Genomic DNA, 23972 nt, shown 5'->3' with positions numbered 1-23972 from the left:
AACTGCCATATTAAGTATAGTATGCCTAATGATAAAACAGATAAAACGATTTTAATAATATTCAGCAATTTACCTATTTTATACAGCTGTGACGCGTAATGAAGGGTATTAGTCATGATCGTTTCCGTTATTTGACAGCAATTTGTCCCAAATACCAGATATTTCACGGCCAATCTGACTGAACTGACAAAAATCCCCACTGAACTGAAAATATTGCCTACCGAAGTGAATAGCCGGCAATCCGGATAGATTAATCCTCTATATAACTGGCATTCTTCCTATATCCTACAGGCAGTCTACGCCGGCATTACGCCGTTATTTCCATATCGATCGATATAGGAATATGCCTGTAACAACGGCGTATAGTGCCTGTAGGATATAGGATGAATGCTGATCAGGTACTGTCCCTGGCTAACCTTCAAGTTATAGAGAAGGTCTTCAAAAAGAACTATCAAATTGATTATCAACACAAAACCTATCCAGGCAGGGCGAAGGCCACATAAGCGTCTCCCGATTTACTGCCCACTTTTCCACCCCCGCAGGCAATAACTACATACTGTTTGCCTTTCAGGGTATATACAGCTGGGGTGGCATACCCGGCAGCGGGCAGTGAGGCCTCCCACAACTGGCGACCGGTCTTTTTGTTAAAAGCCCTGATCTTTTCATCTTGTGTAGAGGCCACGAATATCAGCCCGCCTTTGGTCACAACAGGACCTCCATATACCTGTGTACCTGTAGGGGGTATTCCTGCCTTTTTAAGGGCCTCAAATTCACCTAAAGGAACTTTCCAGAGTAGTTTACCACTGTTCAGGTCTACCGCATTTAAAGTACCCCAGGGTGGCTTTATACCGGGGTAGCCATCTTTATCCAGGAAACGGATGTACCCGGTCATGGTATAAGGCACTTCGTCCAGGATGCTTTTCTTTCCGGAGGTATTGGCAACCACCGTGGCTCCAGGCTCTTTGTTAAAAGCGTCCTTGTGCAGGAGGAAGTCTATCAGCTGCTCCCGCTCATTGTCCGGGATCTGTTTAAAGGAAGGCATCATATTCCTGCCGCCTGCTATTATTTTCCCGATCTGATCCGCCTTATACTTCTTACCAATATTCACGAGGGATGGATAGGAAGTGCCGTTTCCTTTTAACTCAGGTCCGTGGCAACTGATGCAGTATTTGTTGTAGGTACTGTGTCCTGCCGTCCCTTTATCTTCCCGTGGTACATCTATCATGGTCAGTGCCCAGGGCAGTTCCGTACTATTTACATACAGGATCTCCGTTTCAGGATCTACAGCAGCACCTCCCCATTCGCCACCACCATCAAAGCCGGGAAAGATCCAGCTGCCTTCTTTAGAGGGTGGTGTAAACATTTTGGCGTGTTTCACCTTGCGGAACTTCTCCAGCATTTCCTGGTGAGCTTCCGGGCTTATGTCTGTGAGGTCATTTTCACCGAACTGCTGCCGGGCAAAAGGCTCCGGCAATGTGGGTATAGGCTGGGTAGGCCAGGGTGTTTCTCCAGGCAATGCCTCCTGCGGAACAGGCTTTTCTTCTATCGGGAAAACCGGCTTACCGTTCGTTCTGTCAAACAGGAATACATAGCCATGTTTAGTGATCTGTGCCACAGCGTCAATTGTCTTTCCATCCTTATGCAGGGTAACCAGGTTTGGATTAGCCGCCAGGTCGCGATCCCAGAGATCGTGATGCACTACCTGGTAGTGCCATAGATACTTTCCGGTGGCCGCATCCAGGGCTATCAGCGAATTGGCGAACAGATTTGACCCTTTACGGATGCCTCCGTAAAAGTCGCTGCCTACGCTTCCCGTAGGTACGTATACAATACCTCTTCGCTCATCCAGCGACATACCCGCCCAACTGTTTGCACCCCCCAGTTTCTTCCAGGCGTCTTTATCAGGCCAGGTGTCATAGCCAACTTCCCCCGGATGAGGAATGGTGTGAAAGATCCAGCGGCGTGCTCCTGTGCGCACATCAAAGGCGCGGATATGCCCGGGAGCTGCATCCGCAGATTCAGCTACCCTGATGCCAATGATCAGCAGGTCTTTGTAAATAATGCCGGGCGTATTGCCAGATACATAGGGATCGCTGTTAGTGTCCCTGTCAAGGTCCTTTGCCAGATCGATATATCCTCCCTTTCCGAAGGTCCTGACAGGTTTTCCGTCTGCTGCGTTAATAGCATAGGTACGATTGCCTGCATTATAGAAAATGCGCTTATCCTTTCCATCTTCACTTTGCCAGTACACGACGCCCCGGCTTACCTTCATCAGGGCAGCAGGATCGTTCTTAGCAGCCGTATCTTCCGATACCGGGTCAAATAACCAATGTTGCTGACCGGTGGCTGCGTCCAGGGCGAAGAGTTTCAAACGGGGAGAAAGACCGTAAAGAATACCGTCCACCATAACAGGGTTACACTGGTTCTGTGAACGGCCGGCAGTGTCCTTATCGCTTGTAGTATATGTCCAGGCAACCTGGAGGCCAGCTACATTACCGGGATCGATCTGTGTATTGGCGGAATAACGGCTACCATCTTTGGTGCCGGCATAGGTCATCCAGCCGTTGTAATCATTTTCAGAAGTGCTAACAGGGTTCTTACAGGAACTAAATACCAGTATAGCAAACAGCAATACCGGCCAGGCGACATTCGTCATAGGCTAACTATTTTATCTAGCCAATATAATAAAATAGGATGGCCGTTTTTATACCCGCCGATGACTAAGTAGTTCGCTTTTTTACAATTTTGGCCTTGTATAGTGTGTTTTCTTTGTATTAGTTTTCACGCCATTCTAAGCCTGGGAGACAATAGGCTTCATTGCCATTGTCTCCTTTTTTATACCGGATAAGGTCCGTCTTCAAAAGTCTCAATATGATAGCCTTTGGCGCCGACCATCTTTGCCAGCGGGCTCTGTACATCTTCTCCCGCTTTCAGGCGCTCAATAACATGCCGGAAATCATATACAGGTTCCCAACCCAGTTCCTTCCTGGCTTTTTCATTCACATACACCCTGTCTATGCCATGGAACATCTTCCAGCCACGACGCTCATATTCCTGTATATAACCTGGAATCAGGCCCTGTACTACCCATACGGCATTCGTCCGCAGATAGGTGGCATGCCCCCGAACAAAAGGCGTAGTGGCACTGATGATGTATTTACTGAAACCAATTGCCTTCGCACGTTTTGCTGCCAGGATATGTGCATTGACCGCATCTTCTAGTTCCACCCGGCGGAACAGGAACTCATTTGCTTTCAGATTATCATCTGCATAGGCATTCCTTACAGAACGGTTGTCATCCTCTTCAGGAAAGAAGCGGGAAGTGCGCAGTACGATACAACTTAATCCATGGTTCCTGTAAAACAACTGACACAGATCTTCCGCGGCAGCTTTTGTAACACCATAGATATTCTTCGGCACAGGTGTCACATCTTCCGTGATCCATGCAGCAGGCGAGCCGGCAGCTGGTTCCAGTGCATCGCCGAAAACACTGGTGGTACTTGTGAATATAAATGCCTCAATACCCGCTGCAACAGATTCCTGCAACAGGTTCAGGGTACCAGTGATGTTGGTATCAATAAACTCCTGCATGCTATGTGTAGCGACATGCGGCTTGTGTAAAGTGGCGGTATGAAAGACGATCTTCACACCATCAAGACAACTTTTCACAAAATCCCTGTCTGTGATGGAACCTACATGTGTTGTAAATGGAGAAACAAGCATATCAACACCTATCACTTCATAACGCTGGGCTTTTAGCGTACGGGCTAATCCTTCACCAAGATGTCCGGCGCTTCCGGTAACTAAAACTTTCATATGTTAGTATTATCTTAAGGTTGAGACCAAAATTAACGGGAGTTAATTCAAATTTCGGGACATTTGTCCTATTTACAGGTATGATCAAAACAAATCTGCAGCTGAGGAATTTAATGGAGGAACTGACCAGCAATGACAGCACCAGCAGTGCCATCACCTTGCGGGACCTTCAGCCCAGACAGCGGCTAATAGCACAGGGCCAGACGCTACAGAGTGTGTATATCATCAGGTCCGGTGTAACAAAGTGCCTCATTACAGAAAATAATGAGAAAGATTACATCCTTGATTTCCTGGGAGAGGGTGAGTTGGTCGGAGAAGTTGAAGCCATCAGGCATACCAAAGCAACATGTACGATAGAAGCTATTACACCAGTGACTGTCTATGTCATCAGCGGTATACAGTTTCATCACTTTTTTAAAACGTTGCCCGCCTTCAGCGCCGTTGTGCTGGAACTGATGGCTACCCGGCTGGCCCGGATATCCGAGAAAGCCGCCAGGCAACAGTTATATACATTATCAGAAATACTACCGCAGCTTCTGGCAACCCTTGAATCACAACAGATCACTTTCACTAAACAGGACCTTTCAGAATACCTCGGCATTTCCGTCAGAAGTCTCAACAGATTATTAAAAGAAGACGGTAATACTACTTTGTAAGTTTTGCCAGGAACTTCTTTGTTTCTTCCTTATAAATAGTGATCAGGTGTGTACGGATGGAATCCGGTGTTGGGCTGGCCTGTCCATTGGTCAGCATTGTGATGTTCTTCGATGGCAATGCCGGCATATGGCAATCTATACAATTCTCTGAAAGTGTGGCTGCCGGCAGCGAGGTCATTTTACAAAAGTTATGGCTTTCCGTTTTATGACAGCTCATACAACGTCTGGAAAAAGCGGTAAGCTGGTCCCTCTCATTGTTATGCGGACTATGACAGGATGAACAGTTCATGACATTCGCACTCTTTATAAAACACTTACTGGCTGTAAATAACTGGAACTGCTTTCCATGTACGTCAATTTCCGTTGCTTTCTCAGGACGGGTAAAGTCAGGAAAGAAATAATCAGATAAAGCATCTCCCGGTTTAAATTGAAAAGCCGGTCTTTGCGGTGTACCTAATCCCGAATGGCAAAGCGCGCACATATCCAGTTTCTGCTGGTTTTTAAGTCCGCCGATCTTCGTGATATGCATTCCGTTCTTTTCCTGCGGATGGTCCTGGTGGAATGCAACATGTTCCGCCGCCGGTCCATGACACCTCTCACAATCAATACCATATACCAACTGGTTCTTCTCGAATTCCTCAGATAGTCTCGTCCCTTCAATACCTACACTTTTAGTACCTACGGCAGAACTATGGCAACCAAAGCAGGTACTGGGTATCATCCTGTCATATTTCGGATAGGACGGCGGGAAACCCGGGCTATTAGCCCAGCAATGTGCAGATATAAAATAGGACAGGGGCAGCTGGAAATACTTCCCATCCCGCCAGGATAGAAATGTCTGCGCTTTCCTCCCGGACCCGATAGCAATATCAAAACGATGTATCTGCTGCAGGGCGCTGTCAGTATAAGCCGCCTGATAAAGGCCGCTATCCCGCGCTTCCATTATTACCTTAGTTCCGTTGCTGTAAGAGAAAATATTATCAGGGCCGGCAAAGCTCCCCCTGACCGTTGATTGCGATGCCAGGCTGGAAGTATTATAGTGTCCGGTTGCAACATAGTTATCGTAGATGCTCTTATGACAACTAACACAGGCGGCCGAACCCGCAAATTGTGCCCCCCTGAGATCTTCCTTCCGCTTACTGATACATTGGGAAAAGATGATGATACAGGAAACGATCAGCAGAGACACAGATAGCAGGCGTTTGTTCATAACGTTGGAATAAAGTACCTAAGATATATATTTATAGTATGAAACAAAAGATAGCCCATATTGCGCTCATCGTTGACAACTACGACGATGCTATCCGTTTCTACACGGATAAACTCCAATTCACGCTCGTAGAAGATACGCCCCTGGGCGAGGGGAAAAGATGGGTATTGGTAGCGCCTCCGGGCTCCACGGAAACCCGTCTTTTACTGGCACAGGCCACAGACGAAGAGCAGAAAAGCAGGGTAGGTAACCAAACGGGAGGCAGGGTTTTCCTGTTCCTTTATACGGATAACTTTGAGCGGGACTTTCAAAACCTGCTGGATAAAGAGGTCATTATTGTAAGGCAGCCGGTTCAGCAACCTTACGGAACAGTAGCTGTTTTTAAAGATCTGTACGGCAATATGTGGGACCTGATACAACCTGCATAACCGTTATATTATTTTGTTAAAAGCTATCAGCAGAAAGTTTTGCCATTATGATAACTATCGTAAAACAGATTCATACAGGCCCCTTATCTTAAAGTGCTGAAAGCGAAAAACGCAGACATGAAATATACGCAGACAGCTATACTGAATGTCTCGACGTAGCCGCATTGAGTAGTCATTAGCGGTACCGTCCCTGTAAATTCCACAAATACTTATTCACATCATCCAACATGATGAATATCAATATACAATGATATGTTTTTGCACTATAATTTATCATCATTTCCGCGAAACTTTTTTGCAATTCAGAAAATTGTTATAACCTTTGTGTGGTAATCAATTTACAATGGACACTGATCCCTTTATATGTGCTGACTGGCACTTTTTACACTTCACCATTCTTAACACTTCTCCCCCCGGAATTTAGTTATACGAACGACGGAAAGTTTTAACAGGCTTCCTGTCAGCAAATGCTTTTTATTACAGCTACAACTGTAAACGCAACGCTATGCACTTTTGTACGGGTCCGTACAATTATTCGCGCATACGCATATGTGCGCATACTTAGCATCCTATTTTATATATCACTATAAACCACAGCACAATTATGCAATCATCTGAAGTAATCAGGTGGCTGATCATTATCGGCCTACCCGTACTATGCCTTGTACTTTACAAGTTTATTCTTCGTGTCTTCTTCGGTCTTGTTATTGTACCGGAAGACAAAATTGGTCTTGTTACCAAGAAATTCGTCCTGGTTGGTAAACAGGAACTGCCGGAAGGCCGTATCATCGCCACTGATGGCGAAGCGGGTTTCCAGGCGCAGACACTTGCTCCCGGTGTTTATTTCGGGAAATGGTTCTGGCAGTATGAAGTGACCTTCCAGTCCTTCACCATCATCCCTACCGGTAAGATCGGTCTCGTTCTGGCAAAAGACGGTACCGAGCTGAAAGCAGGTACTATTATGGCCCGTCGTGTAGATTGCGATGCGTATCAGAACGCTGAAGCATTTCTCAGGAACGGCGGCCAGAAAGGACGCCAAACCGCTATCATGACGCCTGGTTCTTATCGTGTCAATACCTTCCTCTTTGAGATAGAGATCACTGATATGACCAGCGTACCTGATAATGCCGTAGGTATCGTTACCACACTGGAAGGTCAGGCTATTGAAACCGGCCAAATCGCGGGTAAGATCATTCAGAACCACAATAACTTCCAGGATGCTGACGCATTCCTTAACAGCGGCGGTTATAAAGGTTTGCAGGAACAAGTGATCCTGTCAGGTTCGTACTTCCTGAACCCGTGGTTCGTTAAGGTGGAAATGCGCCAGATGACCGAGATCCCTATCAGCCATGTGGGTGTTGTGATCTCCTACGTAGGTAACGATGGAGTAGATGTGAGCGGTGCAGAATTTAAACACGGTAACATCGTATCCAAACACCAAAAAGGTGTGTGGGCAGAACCACTGGGACCTGGTAAGTATCCGATCAACCCGTACATCATGAAAGTGGAGTATGTGCCAACTACTAACCTGGTACTAAACTGGGCATCTGCACGGAGTGAAACTCACCAGCTGGACAAAAACCTGTCTACAATTACAGTGCGTAGTAAGGACGGTTTTACATTCAACCTGGACGTAGCGCAGATCATTCATATCCCGTCTACCGAAGCGCCTAAGGTGATTGCCCGTTTCGGTAACATGGGCAACCTGGTTACACAGGTACTGGAACCTACCATCGGTAACTATTTCCGTAACTCCGCACAAGATGCAGAAGTGATCGACTTCCTGAAGAGCCGTAAGGAAAGACAGGAGTCTGCCAAGTTGCATATCGGCCGGGTACTGGAACAATACAACGTATTCGGTGTGGATACCCTGATAGGTGACATCGTACCGCCTGAAAGCCTGATGAAAACACTGACAGACCGTAAGATAGCGGAAGAACAGAAAGTGACTTACGATACGCAGATGCGTGCACAGGAAACAAGACAGGCCCTGGAAAAAGAAACCGCGATCGCTGAGATCCAGAAAGAGATCGTAAAGGCAGACCAGGGTGTACTCATCGCCGAAAGGATCGCGGACGCTGCGGTTAAGAAAGCTACTGGTGACGCGAACAGTGTGCGTCTGCAAGCCAACGCGGAAGCTGACAGAATGAAGCTAATGGCGAGCGGTGAAGCGGAGAAAGTACGTGTACTGGCGAAAGCGGAAGCTGAAAGAACTGAACTGATCGCAAAAGCCGATGCTGAAAAGATCTCTCTTACCGGTAATGCGGAAGCGGAAAAGATCCTTGCTATTGGTAAGTCCAGCGCGGAATCTTACAAACTGGCGGTAGAAGCGATGGGTGGTAACAACTTTACCCAATTGAAAGTGATGGAGTCCATCGGTGCACAGCAGGTGAAGATCATGCCTGACATCCTTATCAGCGGTGGAGACAGTACCAATGGCCCTATCGGCGGTTTGCTGGGACTGAAATTGCTGGAGCAGCTGGGCAACAAACAGGAAATACCTAAAGTAGAAAATCAATAACCCTTTCATCCATTTCTACATATAACGAAGGGCTGTCCGTTCAGGGCGGCCCTTTCTCGTTTTGACAAGGACATTCTTTCTCGGATCAAATTGAAAACCTGGGGGCCAGGCATAAATTTCAGAACGTCTAAACAAGAAAAATGCTATATACCTTGCCCTGCATCCATGATCCGAATGCTGGCAATTCGGAAAATCACCCCCCGCATAAAATAAACCACACTATACAGGTATCGTTAATCCTTCCGCTACGTCCTGATAGGCTATCTGTCGGCTTTAGATAACGCTTATATCGGCTTGCCAAAATGGCACCAAAAGGACACTAAAAGGGCATTTATATATCAAATCGATATTGAAGTGACCTTTAAGTATCCTTTTGGAGCCATTTTAATATAGTTATATGTGCCTTAGAGAAGCAAGACGAGAAGCTTGTAATTGTATAACCTCAAAAACCTTTTATGGCCATTGTTAAAGACAATATCCTCATGCAGCTGACTTATAGTGTTACTCCTTCATTTTTAATGTTTTATCATACATATCCCCCAGGTTTTCAACTTGATCCTCTTTCGCCGCAAGTCATGCGGTGAATATCACTGTTATTCACCGCATAATGTGCGGCGAATAAGCCTTCTAATCACCGCAGACCATACCGTTCAAAATTCTTGTAAAATTCCTCCCCTTACTTGCTTATTTTTACTGAGAGACGTTAATAAACGGATGATTGTCAATTACCTTAACATAATAGAATCTTATCAACAGGTCCAATGAGAACGAAAAAAAACGCCTTTAACCCGAGTTATCTGATGCTTTTCATAGCAGTACTCGGGTTAGGCTCACAAGCCCTGGGGCAGGTCAAAAAAGGAAGTACTACCGCTATTGTTTACAAAAACCCATCAGCACCGGTCGACGCCAGGGTAAAAGACCTGCTGAAGAGAATGACGCTGGAAGAAAAAGTAGGGCAATTATGTACCCTGCTGGGATGGGATATGTATGAAAAGAATGGTGATTCTGTAGGCGTTAGCGAAGCCTTTAAGACCGTGATCGCCAAACGGTACATTGGTAGCTTCTGGGCTACTCTAAGAGCCGATCCGTGGACTAAAAAGACACTGAAGACCGGTTTGACGCCAAAGCTGTCTGCAAAGGCGACCAATGCCCTGCAGAAATATATGATGGAAAATACCCGCCTGGGTATTCCGTTATTGCTGGCCGAAGAATGTCCCCACGGACATATGGCTATCGGCACTACTGTCTTCTCTACGTCCATCGGTCAGGCCAGCACCTGGAACCCGGCGCTGATACAGGAAATGGCAGCTGCGATCGCGAAAGAAGCACGTTTACAGGGCGCACACATTGGCTATGGTCCGGTACTAGACCTCGTGCGTGAGCCACGTTGGTCCAGGCTGGAGGAAACCTATGGAGAAGATCCTTACCTCATCAGCCAGATGGGCATCTCTATGGTAAAAGGCTTTCAGGGCAGCAACATCAATACCGGCGCTAATGTGATCTCCACACTGAAACACTTTACTGCTTATGGTTCTCCTGAAGGTGGACATAATGGTGGTATTGCATTGACTGGTCTGCGCGATCTGTATTCATCTTATCTCCCGCCTTTCCAGGCCGCCATCAAAGCGGGCGCATTATCGATCATGGCGTCTTACAATTCCATTGACGGTGTGCCATGCAGCTCCAACAGCTTCCTGTTGAAAGACGTGCTGGTAAAACAATGGGGCTTCAGAGGCTTCACAGTTTCTGACCTGGGTGGCATTCCAGGCGTACGTTCCAATCACCATGTAGCTGCTACAATAGAAGAAGCGGCGGCACTGTCCATAAATGCGGGGCTGGATGCGGATCTTGGTGGTGAAGCCTATGGTGATGCATTGATCAAAGCTATTAATAATAAGCGTGTAACAATGGCTACCGTCGATACGGCCGTGGCACATGTACTCAGACTGAAATTTGCGATGGGCTTGTTCGAGCATCCTTATGTAGATGCAGCAATAGCAGAAAAGTCAGTAGGTAACGATGCTAACAAAGCGTTATCAAAACGTGTAGCTGCTGAGTCCATCGTACTGATGAAGAATGAAAACGGATTACTCCCTTTGAATAAGACCATTAAGAACCTGGCAGTGATCGGCCCCAATGCTAATAATATCTACAATCAGCTGGGTGACTATACCGCTCCTCAGCCGGATGAAAAGATAGTGACCGTACTGGAAGGTATCAAGGCAAAAGTATCTGCCGATACAAAGGTGACTTATGTTAAAGGATGTGCTATCCGCGATACTGCTCATGCTACGATCAACGAAGCAGTTGCTGCTGCACAACAGGCAGATGCAGTTGTAATAGTATTGGGTGGTTCCAGTGCGCGTGACTTCGAAACCTCTTATCAGAGCACTGGTGCTGCTGAAGTTAAATCAGGAGAAGTAGCAGTCAGCGATATGGAAAGCGGGGAAGGATATGACAGGGTAAGTCTTGACCTTATGGGTTTACAATCCCGTTTACTTGAGCGCATCGTTGCTACCGGCAAACCGGTTGTACTGGTACTGATCGAAGGCCGTCCGCTTAATATCAACTGGGCTGCACAACATGTACCTGCTATTGTGAATGCCTGGTATCCCGGTCAGGAAGGTGGTAACGCTGTCGCTGATGTACTCTTCGGAGACTATAACCCTGCCGGACGTTTACCTGTTTCCATCCCTAAGTCTGTAGGACAATTGCCTGTGTATTACAACTATAAAAATGCATCAAGGCATGACTATGTTGAAATGGATGCGAAACCTTTATACAGCTTCGGTTATGGCTTAAGCTATTCCACTTTCGATTATCAAAACCTGAAAACGAATGTACAGGCTTCAGGAAATAACCTGAAAGTAGCTGTTACTTTCACATTAAAAAATACCAGCAAAATAGCAGGTGATGAAGTGGCACAGTTATACATCCGTGATGATGCAAGTTCTGTTGTTACAGCCGTAAAACAATTGAAGAAATTCAAACGTGTACATCTGAAGGCAGGCGAACAGCAGGATATCACTTTTGAACTGTTACCTGAAGATCTGAGATTACTGAATATGGATATGAAATGGGTAGTAGAACCCGGTTCATTTTCTGTAATGGTTGGCGCGTCTTCTGAAGATATCCGCTTAAAAGGCAGCTTCGAAGTGAAGCAACAGGTGTTGTGTAAGTATTAATCAGCCTTACAGGCAAAATAAAAGAGCCATCTCATAAACGGGATGGCTCTTTCTATTTAATCTTTTATGAGCTCATAGTTATATTCAATGGTAATACCTGCTTCTCAGGAATACCAATTATAAAAGTAGCGCCATTGTCAAGCTCACTTGTCGCGGTAATAAATCCATTGTGCTGTTCCATGATCTTCTTACAGATAGACAGCCCTATGCCAGTGCCTTCTATCTCATGGTAACTATGCAATCTCTTGAACACAACGAAGATATCCTCTACATACTGGCTTTCAAAACCAATACCGTTATCTGTTACAAAGATCTTATAGTAAATACCGTGATCGCTGTCCCGCACATAATGATGATCTGGTGTAGACACGACCTCTGCATAAATATGTACCTCTGGCGCAACACCCTTCTTCCGGAACTTCAATGCATTGCTGATAAGATTATAGAACACTTGCCGCATCAGGGTAGGGATCACCTGTAAGGAAGGTAAGGTATCGATCTTAATCCTGGCTTTGGTTTGCTGGATCTTGATCTCCAGTTCTGTTAACGCCTCTTTTACCAGGTCGTTAAGGTCACATAAGGAAAAATCCCCTCCCTGTATAGAATGGCGGGAGAAGCGCAATAAGTCACTGACCAGTTGCTGCATACGAATAGTGGCATTTGTGATCTTCTGCACATATCTGTCAACTTCAACCTCACCACTTTTCTTTTGCAGGATCATATCACTGAACACCCTGATCTTACGTAAAGGTTCCTGCAAGTCATGAGAAGCGATATAGGCAAAGCGGTCCAGTTCTTCATTCACCGCTTTCAGATGAATGTTATTCTGCAACAACTGCCTGTTCAACTCGCGCACTTTTAGTTCAGATGCTTCCTTCTCTTCAATTTCCCTTTGCAGGGATGCATTTGCCAGCAGCAGTTTTTGTTCCTGTGCAATGAGCGACTGTGTTTTACGATATAACTCTACGAACAATCCCACCTTCACACGTAACAGTTCAGGATTCACAGGCTTGTAGATAAAGTCAACAGCACCTACTTTATATCCCTTAAAAATAGCTTCCTCTTCATGGCTGTGAGCAGTAATGAAGATGATCGGTATATCTTTCAGCTTCTCCCTTTGATAAATAAGCGCTGCTGTTTCAAAACCGTTCATATCAGGCATCTGCACGTCCATCAGTATTAATGAGAAATCAAACTCCTTCAGCAGGATCTTCAATGCGGCCCTGCCTGAACTGGCTTTAACAATTGTATAGCTTTCCCTTTCGAGGATAGATTCTATAGACAATAAATTATCCTGCCGGTCGTCTACTACTAATATTTTAATCAAATCCTGTTCCTGCAAAATTGTTTGATTTTTCAAATGAATACTTCAAAATTACCTATACAGCCAAACACGCATCAGCGACAACAATTGATCTATTTTTAACGGTTTTGTAATATAATCGGATGCTCCTGCCTCAAGGCATTTCTCCCTGTCGCCCTTCATTGCTTTTGCTGTTACAGCAATGATCGGCAAGGCGCTGTTCTTATGCTCTCTCCTGATCTTTTGCATCGTTTCATATCCGTCCATTTCAGGCATCATAATATCCATTAACACAATATCGATATCACCATTTTCACTTAGAATGTTCATTGCCTCTTTACCACTTTCTGCGGTGATAGTATTGATATGGAACCTTTCAAATGCAGTGGTCAGGGCAAACAGGTTACGTACGTCATCATCTACTACCAGCACATTTTTATGGATCAGTACATCTTTCTGAGAACGAAGGTCTTCTATCAGCTTCTTCTTTTCCGGTAACAGGGACTGGTGATTAATATGTAATTGCATCACCGTTTCTTCAAGTAACAGGTCAAGAGAATTAACGCCTTTGAGCAGTATTTTATTGGCATACTGTTTCAGCTTGGATTTCTCACTGTTGGAAAAGTCTTTGGCTGAATATACGATCACCGGTGTTGCATTATACCTGTTCACCGTGTTCATATTAGCAACGAACTCCGCCCCGTCAATATCCGGCAGCATATAGTCGGCAATAATACAATCGTAAATTGTATTATTCACCCGATCTATCGCAGCCTTTCCATTTTCCACAAAATCCATTTCGATCAGTTCCCCGTTATCCAGGATCCTGGCTATCTGAGAAGCATCCGGCTCATTATCTTCCACGACGAGCACCTTCTTCGTTTTCCTGCTGTCGTGTTCAATGATGTTGGCAAACAACACATTCAGCGCTTCCGCCTTCAGTGGCTTGAGGCTAAAGCTCCTCGCGCCACGGTGCATTGCCAGTAAACGGTTTTCTTCTCCTGAGATCAGGTGAATAGGAATATGCCTTAGATTAATATCATTCTTGAAAAGGTCCAATACTCTCCATCCACTTGCGTCCGGCAGTTTCACGTCAAGCGTTACCGCGATCGGATTGTATTTGTTCGTCAGGTCGAATACATCTCCGAAACTGGTAGCCACAACTACCTTTAGTCCCATCTCATGTGCCTTTTCCAGCATTATCTTGGCAAACCTGACATCATCTTCCACGATCAGCACTACCTTATCCGTATCGACAATATGTGTCCGGTCGTCGCCTATTTCATTGATGATCTCATTCAGTCCATCAAGATCTTTTGTTTCCGGAACTTTTATTGTCGGTAGAGGCTGTACGAGCGCAGCTTCATAATCGTCCGGCAACTGGTATTGTCCTACTGTCAGGCTGCTTTGTTTCTCTCTTCTGATAGCAGAAGGATTATACTGCAATGGCAGGAACAACGTAAAGGTACTGCCCCGGCCAGCTTCGCTTTCCAGTTCGATAGAACCTCCGAGCAGGTCGGCCAGACCACGGCTGATAGACAGTCCGAGGCCGGTACCTCCGTATTTGCGGCTGGTAGAACCTTCTGCCTGCTGGAAAGCCTCGAAGATGATGTTCTGTTTATCTTTCGAAATACCGATACCCGTATCCCTGATCTCGAAGGCCACCACTCTGTCTGCACTATCAAGGCTTCCATTGAGCAGGCGCCAGTTCCGTTTCGCTTCATAGATCCGGAGTTTAACTTCTCCTTTTTCTGTGAACTTAAACGCATTGGAAAGGAGGTTCTTCAGGATCTGGTTCAAACGTTGTACGTCCGTTTCCAGCGACTGTGGCAACTGATCATCCATTTCAATACGGAAGCGCAGGTTCTTGCTTTCGGATACGTGCTTGAAGGTAGTTTCCACGAAAGATACCACTTCATTAAAGCGCACTTTGATAAAGTCTGTAGAAATATATCCAGACTCGATCTTCGACAGGTCAAGAATATCGTTGATCAGTTGTATCAGGTCATCTCCGCAGCTGTGGATCGTTTTCGCATAACGCACCTGTTTTTCATTCAGGTTACCGTCATGGTTCTCATATAACTGCTGTGCAAGGATCAATAAGGAGTTCAACGGGGTACGCAACTCGTGCGACATGTTGGCAAGGAACTCCGATTTGTATTTCGAAGTAAGCTGGAGCTGTTCTGCTTTCTCTTCCAGCGATTTCCTTGCTTCTTCCACCTCCTTGTTCTTTTCTTCCACTTCCTCTTTCTGTTTTACCAGCAGGTGGGCCTTGTCCTGTAATTCTTCGTTGGTACGTCTTAATTCATCTGCCAGCGATTGTGACTGTTCCAGCAGGTCTTCCGTTCTGGAGTTCGCCTCGATGGTGTTCAACACGATACCGATACTTTCTGTCAACTGACTGAGGAAGTCCAGGTGCGTCTGGCTGAACATATCGAAGGACGCCAGTTCTATCACCGCTTTGATCTGCGATTCGAACAGTACCGGCAGTACGATCAGGTTCACCGGTGTAGCTTCACCCAGACCGGAGCTGATCTTAATATAATTTGAAGGCACATTGGTAAGCAGGATACGTTCTTTCTCCACGGCACATTGCCCTACAAGGCCCTGTCCGAGTGCAAATTCGCGCGAAACGCTCACCTCATTGCCATAAGCATATGCTGCGAATAATTTCAGTTTTGGGTTCAAAAGGTTTTCTTCCTGTTCCAGGATGTAGAACATCCCTTTCTGTGCGTTCACCACCTGCGCCAGCTCTGAGAGGATCCGGCGGGTCACCGTATTCAGGTCCTTTTGTCCCTGGAGCATCTGCGTGAACTTAGCCAGGTTGGATTTCAGCCAGTCCTGTTCCTGGTTACGCAATGTCGTCTGTTTCAGGTTGGCGATCATCTGGTTGATGGTGTCTTTCAGTTCTTCCACCTCACCTTTCGCTTCCACGCGGATCATCTGGGTCAGATCACCTTTCGTTACCGCAGATGCTACCGCCGAGATAGCACGTACCTGTGTAGTGAGGTTTTCCGCCAGCTGGTTCACGTTCTCCGTCAGGTTCTTCCAGATACCGGAAGCACCTGGCACACTTGCCTGACCACCCAAACGACCTTCAACCCCCACCTCACGGGCCACCGTTGTTACCTGGTCGGCAAACAACGCAAGCGTATCGATCATTTCGTTGATAGTCTCTGTTAACTGGGCCACCTCACCACGGGAAACGATGGACAGCTTTTGTTTCAGGTTACCTGTAGCCACTGCGGTTACCACTTTCGCGATGCCACGCACCTGGTTGGTTAAGTTGGACGCCATCATATTCACGGAGTCGGTAAGGTCTTTCCAGGTACCACCTACACCCTGTACTTCAGCCTGTCCACCCAGCTTTCCTTCCGTACCTACTTCACGCGCCACACGCGTTACCTCGAAGGCGAAAGAGTTCAGCTGGTCCACCATTGTGTTGATAGTATTTTTCAGATCGAGGATCTCACCTTTTACGTCTATCGTTACTTTCTTGGACAAGTCGCCGGAGGCCACCGCTTTGGTCACCTCGGCAATGTTACGCACCTGCGAGGTCAGATTACCGGTCATCTGGTTTACTGAGTCCGTCAGGTCTTTCCACGTACCTGCCACACCAGGCACGAATGCCTGACCACCCAGCTTACCGTCGGTACCTACCTCACGGGCCACACGCGTTACCTCAGAGGCAAATGCACGCAGCTGGTCCACCATCGTATTCAGTGTTTCTTTCAGCTGGAGGATCTCTCCGCGTACGTCCACCGTGATCTTGCGGGACATATCACCATTAGCCACGGCAATAGCCACATCTGCGATGTTACGCACCTGGGCTGTCAGGTTGCCCGCCATCTGGTTTACTGAGTCCGTCAGGTCTTTCCACGTACCACCTACACCCGGTACGAATGCCTGGCCGCCCAGTTTGCCGTCCGTACCTACCTCACGCGCCACACGCGTTACCTCAGAGGCGAATGCACGCAGCTGTTCCACCATGGTATTGATGGTATTCTTTAATTCAAGGATCTCACCTTTTACGTCTACTTCAATTTTACGGGAGAGGTCACCATTGGCCACCGCCGTCGTTACTTCAGCAATGTTACGTACCTGCGACGTCAGATTGGACGCCATGATATTTACAGAGTCCGTCAGGTCTTTCCACAAGCCTTCCACACCCGGTACATCCGCCTGGCCGCCCAGTTTACCTTCAGAACCTACCTCACGCGCCACCCGGAATACTTCCGATCCGAAGGAGTTCAGCTGGTCCACCATCGTATTGATCGTATTCTTCAGTTCAAGGATCTCTCCTTTTACGTCCACCGTGATCTTACGAGACAGGTCTCCTTTCGCCACCGCCGTTGTTACCTCGGCGATGTTACGCACCTGCGCCGTCAGGTTAGATCCCATCTGGTTTACAGATTCCGTCAGGTCTTTCCACGTACCACCTACACCCTGTACTTTTGCCTGACCACCCAGCTTACCTTCCGTACCTACCTCCAGGGCCACACGGGTCACCTCAGAAGCGAAGGAGTTCAGCTGGTCCACCATCGTATTGATCGTCTTTTTCAGCTCCAGGATCTCACCTTCCACATTCACCGTGATCTTCTTGGAAAGGTCCCCGTTCGCTACCGCCGTTGTTACCTCGGCGATGTTACGTACCTGCGCTGTCAGGTTGGACCCCATCTGGTTTACAGAGTCCGTCAGGTCTTTCCAGGTACCACCCACACCCTGCACTTTTGCCTGGCCACCCAGCTTACCTTCCGTACCTACCTCCAGCGCCACGCGGGTCACCTCGGAGGCGAAGGAGTTCAGCTGGTCCACCATCGTATTGATCGTATTCTTCAGTTCAAGGATCTCTCCTTTTACATCCACTGTAATTTTACGCGACAGGTCACCTTTCGCCACCGCCGTTGTTACGTCGGCGATATTTCGTACCTGCGCTGTCAGGTTACCCGCCATCTGGTTTACCGAGTCCGTCAGATCTTTCCACACACCACCTACGCCTTTCACCGTAGCCTGGCCACCCAGTTTGCCTTCAGAACCCACCTCACGCGCCACACGCGTTACCTCGGCAGAGAAGGAGTTCAGCTGGTCCACCATCGTGTTCATGGTGTTTTTCAGTTCCAGGATCTCTCCGCGTACGTCCACCGTGATCTTACGTGACAGGTCACCTCGCGCCACCGCTGTGGTTACCTCCGCGATGTTTCGTACCTGCCCTGTCAGGTTGGACGCCATCTGGTTTACGGAGTCTGTCAGGTCTTTCCAGGTACCTGCCACCCCCTTTACTTCAGCCTGGCCTCCCAGCTTACCGTCTGTACCCACCTCACGCGCCACACGCGTTACCTCGGATGAGAATGAGTTCAGCTGGTCCACCATCGTATTGATCGTATCTTTCAGTTCAAGGATCTCACCCTGTACATCCACCGTAATTTTCTTGGAAAGGTCTCCTTTTGCCACAGCCGTCGTTACATCTGCGATGTTACGCACCTGCGCCGTAAGGTTACCCGCCATCTGGTTTACCGAGTCCGTCAGGTCTTTCCATACCCCCGCAACGTCCTTTACTTTCGCCTGACCACCCAGTTTACCTTCTGAGCCCACCTCACGCGCCACACGCGTTACCTCTCGGGAGAAGAGGTTCAGCTGTTTCACCATCCCGTTCACCTCAGTGGCAATACGCGCAAATTCTCCCTGTAATACGTGATCTTCTATCTGTAGCGGCATCTCCTGGGAAAGGTTACCTTTCGCCACGGAACTGATTACATGAGCTATTTCGATCGTCGGATGTACAAGGTCTGATATCAGTGTATTAATGGATACTACGGCAGTATCCCAGGAGCCTTTAGCCGTACGGGGCATCACTACCCTATGGTTTAAACGCCCCATTTTCCCGATGGTGTTACGCGCAAGGGTTAGCTCTTCTACCAGGGTTTCATTCAGGGAAATGATCTCATTGACTGTATCGCAGATCTTACCGCTTAACCCAATGCTGTCTTCCGGCATTCTAGCGGAGAAATTACCACTTCTGACCTCCGACAACACCTGAAAAAGCTGCCGTAAATCCAATTCATCAGCCAACGGTTCGTGGACCTGTTGTATTCGCTTTTTGCTTTTTGTTGTGGAAGTCTGTGGACTTTTCTCCACAGGCTTATCAGACAGAGCAGTATTATCGGGACTTTTTCTCCGCGTGTTCATGTTGAAGGCGTGTTAGCTGGTGCTATGTATATAAGTTAAAAAATTCTTTAAGTTGTGTTTGATCCGTCTTTTCCACTTCATCCCATATAGATGCTATGCATTATATGGTTTGAAGTAATTACTTTTGTTTCCATAAAAACAACTTAACAGATGCAACTTTTAGGCCATTCGAAGAGGCTGATCCTGTTGGCAGAAGATGATATCGATGACCAGGAGCTGTTGGAAAATGCGATTGAAGAAATAGATCCTAGTTGGCAACTCGTATGCATTCCTAATGGCAGAAAGTTTGTCAAATACCTTGAGAACATAGGAGAAGAGGAACTACCGGCCCTCATGATCCTGGATTACAATATTCCTGAACTAACCGGTGTAGAAGTAGTAAAAGAGTTGAATGACAAGGGACGTTTCATGGACATTCCCAAGATCATCTGGAGCACATCAGCTTCGCCTGTATTCAAAGCCAAAAGTATAGAGTTGGGGGTTAAAGATTATATCACCAAACCCAATGATCTGGCATCTTTCCTGACCACAGCCAGGTATATGCTCTCTTTTATCAAATAACGAACGACAGATAAAATTGTAGATTGCACCAGCAATGGTGAATCTTTCCTTTTACAAAGAACTATATCAGTCCCAGAACGCCGACACCAGGATCGTTATGGACGTGCTGTCAGTATACCTTTATCCGTTGGAACGGTATACCTTCATTGACGCAGTGAACCGTGTCAAAGAAATGCCGCAAGACAGGATCATTGATATCCTGGAGTTATTAAAGGAAAGAAACCTGGGGAGTTACAATCTGGCGGGCAACTATTCACTGATCCCCGAGCTCGGATTTCTCCTGTTTCCCGAAGTTATCCGCCAGCCACAATACTTACGTTTACTCGATCACGCCAAACCTTACTCTTTTTATAGTACGAGCGCGCGCCTCCAGGAGCTTCAACAATTGCTGACCGCTTATTTTACAGGAGAACGGTCCCTGCTGCTGCAACCGGTCAGAAAGATCTCTTTTGAGCTGCCCGAATATTTCCCGCACTTATGCTATCTCTTATATTATCCGGCCTATGAAGGACTGTTGCGTGTGTTTGATACAGACAGCATCATCAAAATATATGAAGCAGCAGTAAAACAGCACCTGCTGGCTATGACGTCGCTGGAAGCGCTACATACGTTCAGGCAACAGGTTGCAGCCTTTATCAGGGAGGATGCATCTTCTCTTAGCCATGCTGAAGTTGCATTACAGGAAGGTAAGATCAAAGAAGAAATCAGTGGCACAGATGCACTTTACGCGAATGCAGTTGTACAACTATATGAAGGTCAGCCGGAAAAGGCGTTAACACTGTTTGAACAAGGCATCAAACAACAGCGGCAGCTGGACAAAAAGAACAGCATTCCTGTATCCCCGCTATTTGCGTTTTTATATACCTATACGTTAACAATACTGCCGGAAGAAAAATCATACACGATCATTAACAAGATCGTGGCAGCTTATGATAAAAAACTCTTCCAGGATATTACCCCCGCCATCAGTTTACTGCACTTCCACAGTGGCAGAAAAGAACGGGCGGAACATATGCTCCAGATCTTGCTGGAAACAACCTCCAGGCAGCAGGAAAAATACCTGCTCAGTTATCTTTCACTGATATGCCTGCAGGCATTCCATCCGAAAAGTAAACTCCTTAAAACGTATGCTCCGTTCATCAAGGTAGTGCTTTACCAGGGTGTGCAGCATCATTACCGGCTGTTAACCTACGAATTGCTTTACCTTTTCCGCGAACAGGCATATCTGGGTACAGAAAAAACCTTCCGCGAGCTTGCAGCTTTCATTGGCAAAACGCCCATATTCTCCCGTATGCAGGCAGTACCTGAATGGGAAAGGTTATTAAATACCCTGATACTACAGGAGACCAATAAACCGAAAGAAAAAGCGCCTGTCATTACCCGGCTCGCTTACCTGATAGACGTTGCCGGATCAGATATTCAACCTGTGATACAAACACACCAGGGAGATACCGGCTGGAGCCGTGGCAGACCAACAGACCTGAAAAAGCTGAAGGAAGGAAGGCTGGAAAACATGACAGACCATGACTTCAGAATAGCTGCTACGATACTTAAAGAAAGCTATCATACTTACGGTACTGAGTCGTATGCTTTTGGAGAACAGGTGTGGCAGGAAATAACGGGCCACCCTTTTCTCTTTCTGCAGGATGACCCTACGGTGCCTGTAGAAGTAGTAAAAGGACAACCGGAACTGATCGTAAACGGTACAGGTAAAGGATACGTGTTCGGTACTAATATCAGCGATTACACACGTGATATACTGCTCATAAAAGAAACACCCACACGCCTAAGAGTGATCAGGCTAACGCAACAGCAGCGTTCCGTATTGCAAACATTAAGACAGATCGGTACAGTACCTGCCGAAGGAAAAGAAAAGTTATTGCAGGCACTGCGGAATATCGGTGCACATATCACAGTACACTCCAATGTTGACGATACCACGGCACTGAACATAAAACAACGCGCTGCCGATGCACGTATACGCGTACAGTTACAACCCACAGGTGAAGCGCTGAAAGCATCCTTCTTTGTAAAACCGTTCGCTGTCGATCCTCCTTATTGCCAACCAGGTGAAGGCGCCCGGCATCTGATAGGTGTCACGAACGGCGAAAGGTGTCAGGTTATCCGCGACCTTGAAGCGGAGAAAAGCAATCTGGCTAAACTCATGATCCTCATCCAGGAATCTGTGGTACAGGAAGTACTGGATGATACCATCATATTTGATGATCCGCTGGATTGTTTACAGCTGCTTGAGATCATATACCGGCATCCGGAGCTGGCTACAGCAGAATGGCCGGAAGGACAGAAGCTGAAAGTTCGTGGAGTAGCACATCAGACGCAGTTGCGGGTCACTATCCGCAGAGTGGATGGTAAATGGTTTGCCTGCAACGGCGAACTGAAAGTTGATGAAGACACCGTATTGTCTTTAAAGGAATTACTGGATGCTGTCAAAATGAACAATACGCGGTTCATTACACTCAGAAATGGCGAGTTCCTTTCGCTGACCACCAAACTACGCAGGCAATTGGATGAACTGGCCAGCATAGCACAAACAGAGCACGAAGAGATACATATCCGTCCGCTGGCGGCACATATGCTGGACGAGATACTGGAAGGTGCCGGTAATGTGGAAACTGACGAACACTGGAAAGCACTACGCGCCAGACAGGCAACAGCAGAAGAGATCCATCCGGAAGTACCCGTTACCCTGCAAACACAATTACGGCCGTACCAGGAAGAAGGTTTCCGCTGGATGGCGAGGCTTGCGAACTGGGGCGCGGGCGCCTGCCTTGCAGATGATATGGGTCTTGGTAAGACCATCCAGGCCATTACCATGTTACTATATCGTGCCAGCGAAGGACCTGCATTGGTAGTATGTCCTGCCTCCGTATTACCTAACTGGGCAAACGAACTATACAGATTTGCACCTTCTTTACAGGTAAAACAGATCAGTAACAGCAACAGATCGGCCGTATTGAAAACAGCCGGACCTTTTGATATCGTACTGATCACGTATGGCATATTGCAATCTGAAGACAAGTTGCTGGCAGGCGTACATTGGAACATGGTGGTGCTGGATGAAGCCCATACTATCAAAAACTATCAGACTAAAACTTCTAAAGCGGCTATGGCATTACAGGCAGGATTCAAATTGATCCTGACGGGTACGCCTGTACAAAACCATCTCGCCGAAATATGGAACCTCTTCAACTTTATTAATCCGGGCCTGCTTGGCAACCTGCAATATTTCAATAAACAATTTGCCACACCGGTTATTTATAATGCGGAAAGTAGTGTAACGAAACATCTCCGGAAATTGATCGGCCCTTTCATGTTACGCCGTACCAAAACAGCAGTGCTGGATGAATTGCCGGAGAAAACGGAGATCGTTAAAATGGTTTCACTCTCACCGGATGAAGCAGCTTTTTATGAAGCGATGCGCCTGACGGCTGTAGAGAACATCAAAAAATACAGCCGCGAAAAGAACAGCAAACAACACCTGAACACACTTACAGAGATCGGCAAACTGCGTATGGCCGCCTGTAATGCCAGGATGATAGATCCTGAGATAGACATACATTCCTCTAAACTGGCAGTATTCCTTGAAATAGTAAAAGAGCTGATAGATAATAATCATCGTGCTTTAGTATTCAGCCAGTATGTACGTCATCTTGAACTGGTAAGGCAGGCGTTGGATGAACTGTGTATTTCCTATTGTTACCTGGATGGCAGCACGCCGATACCTGCAAGAGAGAAAGTAGTACAGCAATTCCAGTCAGGAGAAGGTTCACTGTTCCTTATCAGTTTAAAAGCGGGAGGCACCGGCTTAAACCTCACTGCCGCCGATTATGTGATACATCTTGACCCATGGTGGAACCCAGCTATTGAAGAACAGGCTTCCGACAGGGCTTACCGTATCGGACAAACAAGACCTGTGACTATCTACCGGCTGGTGGCTAAACATACCATTGAAGAAAAGATCATTGCGCTTCATCATAGTAAACGGGACCTGGCGGACAGGTTACTGGAAGGCAGTGATATCAGCGGAAAATTATCTACAGAAGAATTAATTTCACTGATCGCTAAGAGCTGATAACAGCATTACA

General features: G+C 46.9%; 11 protein-coding genes. 6 read left to right on the top strand and 5 right to left on the bottom strand.

The features are described 5' to 3' along the window. Positions 1-475 precede the first annotated feature (475 nt). Positions 476-2656 carry a PQQ-binding-like beta-propeller repeat protein gene (locus C7475_RS13190; RefSeq protein ID WP_110053803.1) on the bottom strand — a complete coding sequence of 727 codons (2181 nt, stop codon included), beginning with the start codon at positions 2654-2656 and terminating at the stop codon, positions 476-478. Positions 2657-2835: 179 nt separating this feature from the next. Continuing rightward, a complete protein-coding gene (locus C7475_RS13185) occupies positions 2836-3816 on the bottom strand; it encodes an NAD(P)-dependent oxidoreductase (protein ID WP_110053802.1) in 981 nt (326 codons plus the stop codon). Positions 3817-3896: 80 nt separating this feature from the next. Here C7475_RS13185 and C7475_RS13180 point away from each other — a divergent pair, with 80 nt between their 5' ends. Next, positions 3897-4472, top strand: a complete 576-nt coding sequence (locus tag C7475_RS13180) for a Crp/Fnr family transcriptional regulator (RefSeq protein ID WP_110053801.1) — start codon at positions 3897-3899, stop codon at positions 4470-4472. On the opposite strand, the gene C7475_RS13175 is transcribed toward C7475_RS13180, so the two are convergent. Continuing rightward, complete coding sequence (locus tag C7475_RS13175) at positions 4462-5682, bottom strand: multiheme c-type cytochrome (RefSeq protein ID WP_110053800.1); 1221 nt, start codon at positions 5680-5682, stop codon at positions 4462-4464. The two genes, C7475_RS13180 and C7475_RS13175, sit on opposite strands and share 11 nt — an antisense overlap. Before the next feature lie 38 nt (positions 5683-5720). Between C7475_RS13175 and C7475_RS13170 the strand changes: the two genes are divergently transcribed. From C7475_RS13170 to C7475_RS13160, 3 genes are all read left to right on the top strand, one after another. Next, positions 5721-6110 (top strand): VOC family protein, encoded by a 390-nt coding sequence (locus C7475_RS13170; RefSeq protein ID WP_110053799.1) that lies wholly within the window; start codon positions 5721-5723, stop codon positions 6108-6110. A gap of 604 nt (positions 6111-6714) precedes the next feature. Beyond that, positions 6715-8631: an SPFH domain-containing protein gene (locus C7475_RS13165; RefSeq protein WP_110053798.1), complete on the top strand. Its 1917-nt coding sequence runs from the start codon at positions 6715-6717 to the stop codon at positions 8629-8631. Positions 8632-9392: 761 nt separating this feature from the next. Beyond that, complete coding sequence (locus C7475_RS13160) at positions 9393-11816, top strand: glycoside hydrolase family 3 N-terminal domain-containing protein (RefSeq protein ID WP_110053797.1); 2424 nt, start codon at positions 9393-9395, stop codon at positions 11814-11816. A gap of 64 nt (positions 11817-11880) precedes the next feature. Here the strand turns inward: C7475_RS13160 and C7475_RS13155 are convergent, their stop codons facing one another. After that, entirely contained in the window at positions 11881-13158 is a 1278-nt protein-coding gene (locus C7475_RS13155) for a response regulator (RefSeq protein ID WP_110053796.1), read from the bottom strand. A gap of 33 nt (positions 13159-13191) precedes the next feature. Then, positions 13192-19305 carry a HAMP domain-containing protein gene (locus C7475_RS13150; RefSeq protein ID WP_199236216.1) on the bottom strand — a complete coding sequence of 2038 codons (6114 nt, stop codon included), beginning with the start codon at positions 19303-19305 and terminating at the stop codon, positions 13192-13194. Between the two features lie 150 nt (positions 19306-19455). Between C7475_RS13150 and C7475_RS13145 the strand changes: the two genes are divergently transcribed. Next, a complete protein-coding gene (locus tag C7475_RS13145; RefSeq protein WP_110053795.1) occupies positions 19456-19866 on the top strand; it encodes a response regulator in 411 nt (136 codons plus the stop codon). A 34-nt stretch (positions 19867-19900) separates the two neighbouring features. Beyond that, positions 19901-23959: a DEAD/DEAH box helicase gene (locus C7475_RS13140; RefSeq protein WP_110053794.1), complete on the top strand. Its 4059-nt coding sequence runs from the start codon at positions 19901-19903 to the stop codon at positions 23957-23959. Positions 23960-23972: the final 13 nt, after the last annotated feature.

Origin of the sequence: Chitinophaga sp. S165 (genome assembly GCF_003182155.1) — a bacterium.
Classification (GTDB): Bacteria; Bacteroidota; Bacteroidia; order Chitinophagales; family Chitinophagaceae; genus Chitinophaga.
The sequence above is the reverse complement of the archived record's forward strand: the minus strand, read 5'-3'. Positions and strand labels throughout refer to the sequence as shown.

What these genes read in the sequence shown, in the direction of transcription:
- C7475_RS13190 (WP_110053803.1), bottom strand. Translation starts at nt 2,656, where the DNA reads ATGACGAATGTCGCCTGGCCGGTATTGCTGTTTGCTATACTGGTATTT.
- C7475_RS13185 (WP_110053802.1), bottom strand. Translation starts at nt 3,816, where the DNA reads ATGAAAGTTTTAGTTACCGGAAGCGCCGGACATCTTGGTGAAGGATTA.
- C7475_RS13180 (WP_110053801.1), top strand. Translation starts at nt 3,897, where the DNA reads ATGATCAAAACAAATCTGCAGCTGAGGAATTTAATGGAGGAACTGACC.
- C7475_RS13175 (WP_110053800.1), bottom strand. Translation starts at nt 5,682, where the DNA reads ATGAACAAACGCCTGCTATCTGTGTCTCTGCTGATCGTTTCCTGTATC.
- C7475_RS13170 (WP_110053799.1), top strand. Translation starts at nt 5,721, where the DNA reads ATGAAACAAAAGATAGCCCATATTGCGCTCATCGTTGACAACTACGAC.
- C7475_RS13165 (WP_110053798.1), top strand. Translation starts at nt 6,715, where the DNA reads ATGCAATCATCTGAAGTAATCAGGTGGCTGATCATTATCGGCCTACCC.
- C7475_RS13160 (WP_110053797.1), top strand. Translation starts at nt 9,393, where the DNA reads ATGAGAACGAAAAAAAACGCCTTTAACCCGAGTTATCTGATGCTTTTC.
- C7475_RS13150 (WP_199236216.1), bottom strand. Translation starts at nt 19,305, where the DNA reads ATGAACACGCGGAGAAAAAGTCCCGATAATACTGCTCTGTCTGATAAG.
- C7475_RS13145 (WP_110053795.1), top strand. Translation starts at nt 19,456, where the DNA reads ATGCAACTTTTAGGCCATTCGAAGAGGCTGATCCTGTTGGCAGAAGAT.
- C7475_RS13140 (WP_110053794.1), top strand. Translation starts at nt 19,901, where the DNA reads ATGGTGAATCTTTCCTTTTACAAAGAACTATATCAGTCCCAGAACGCC.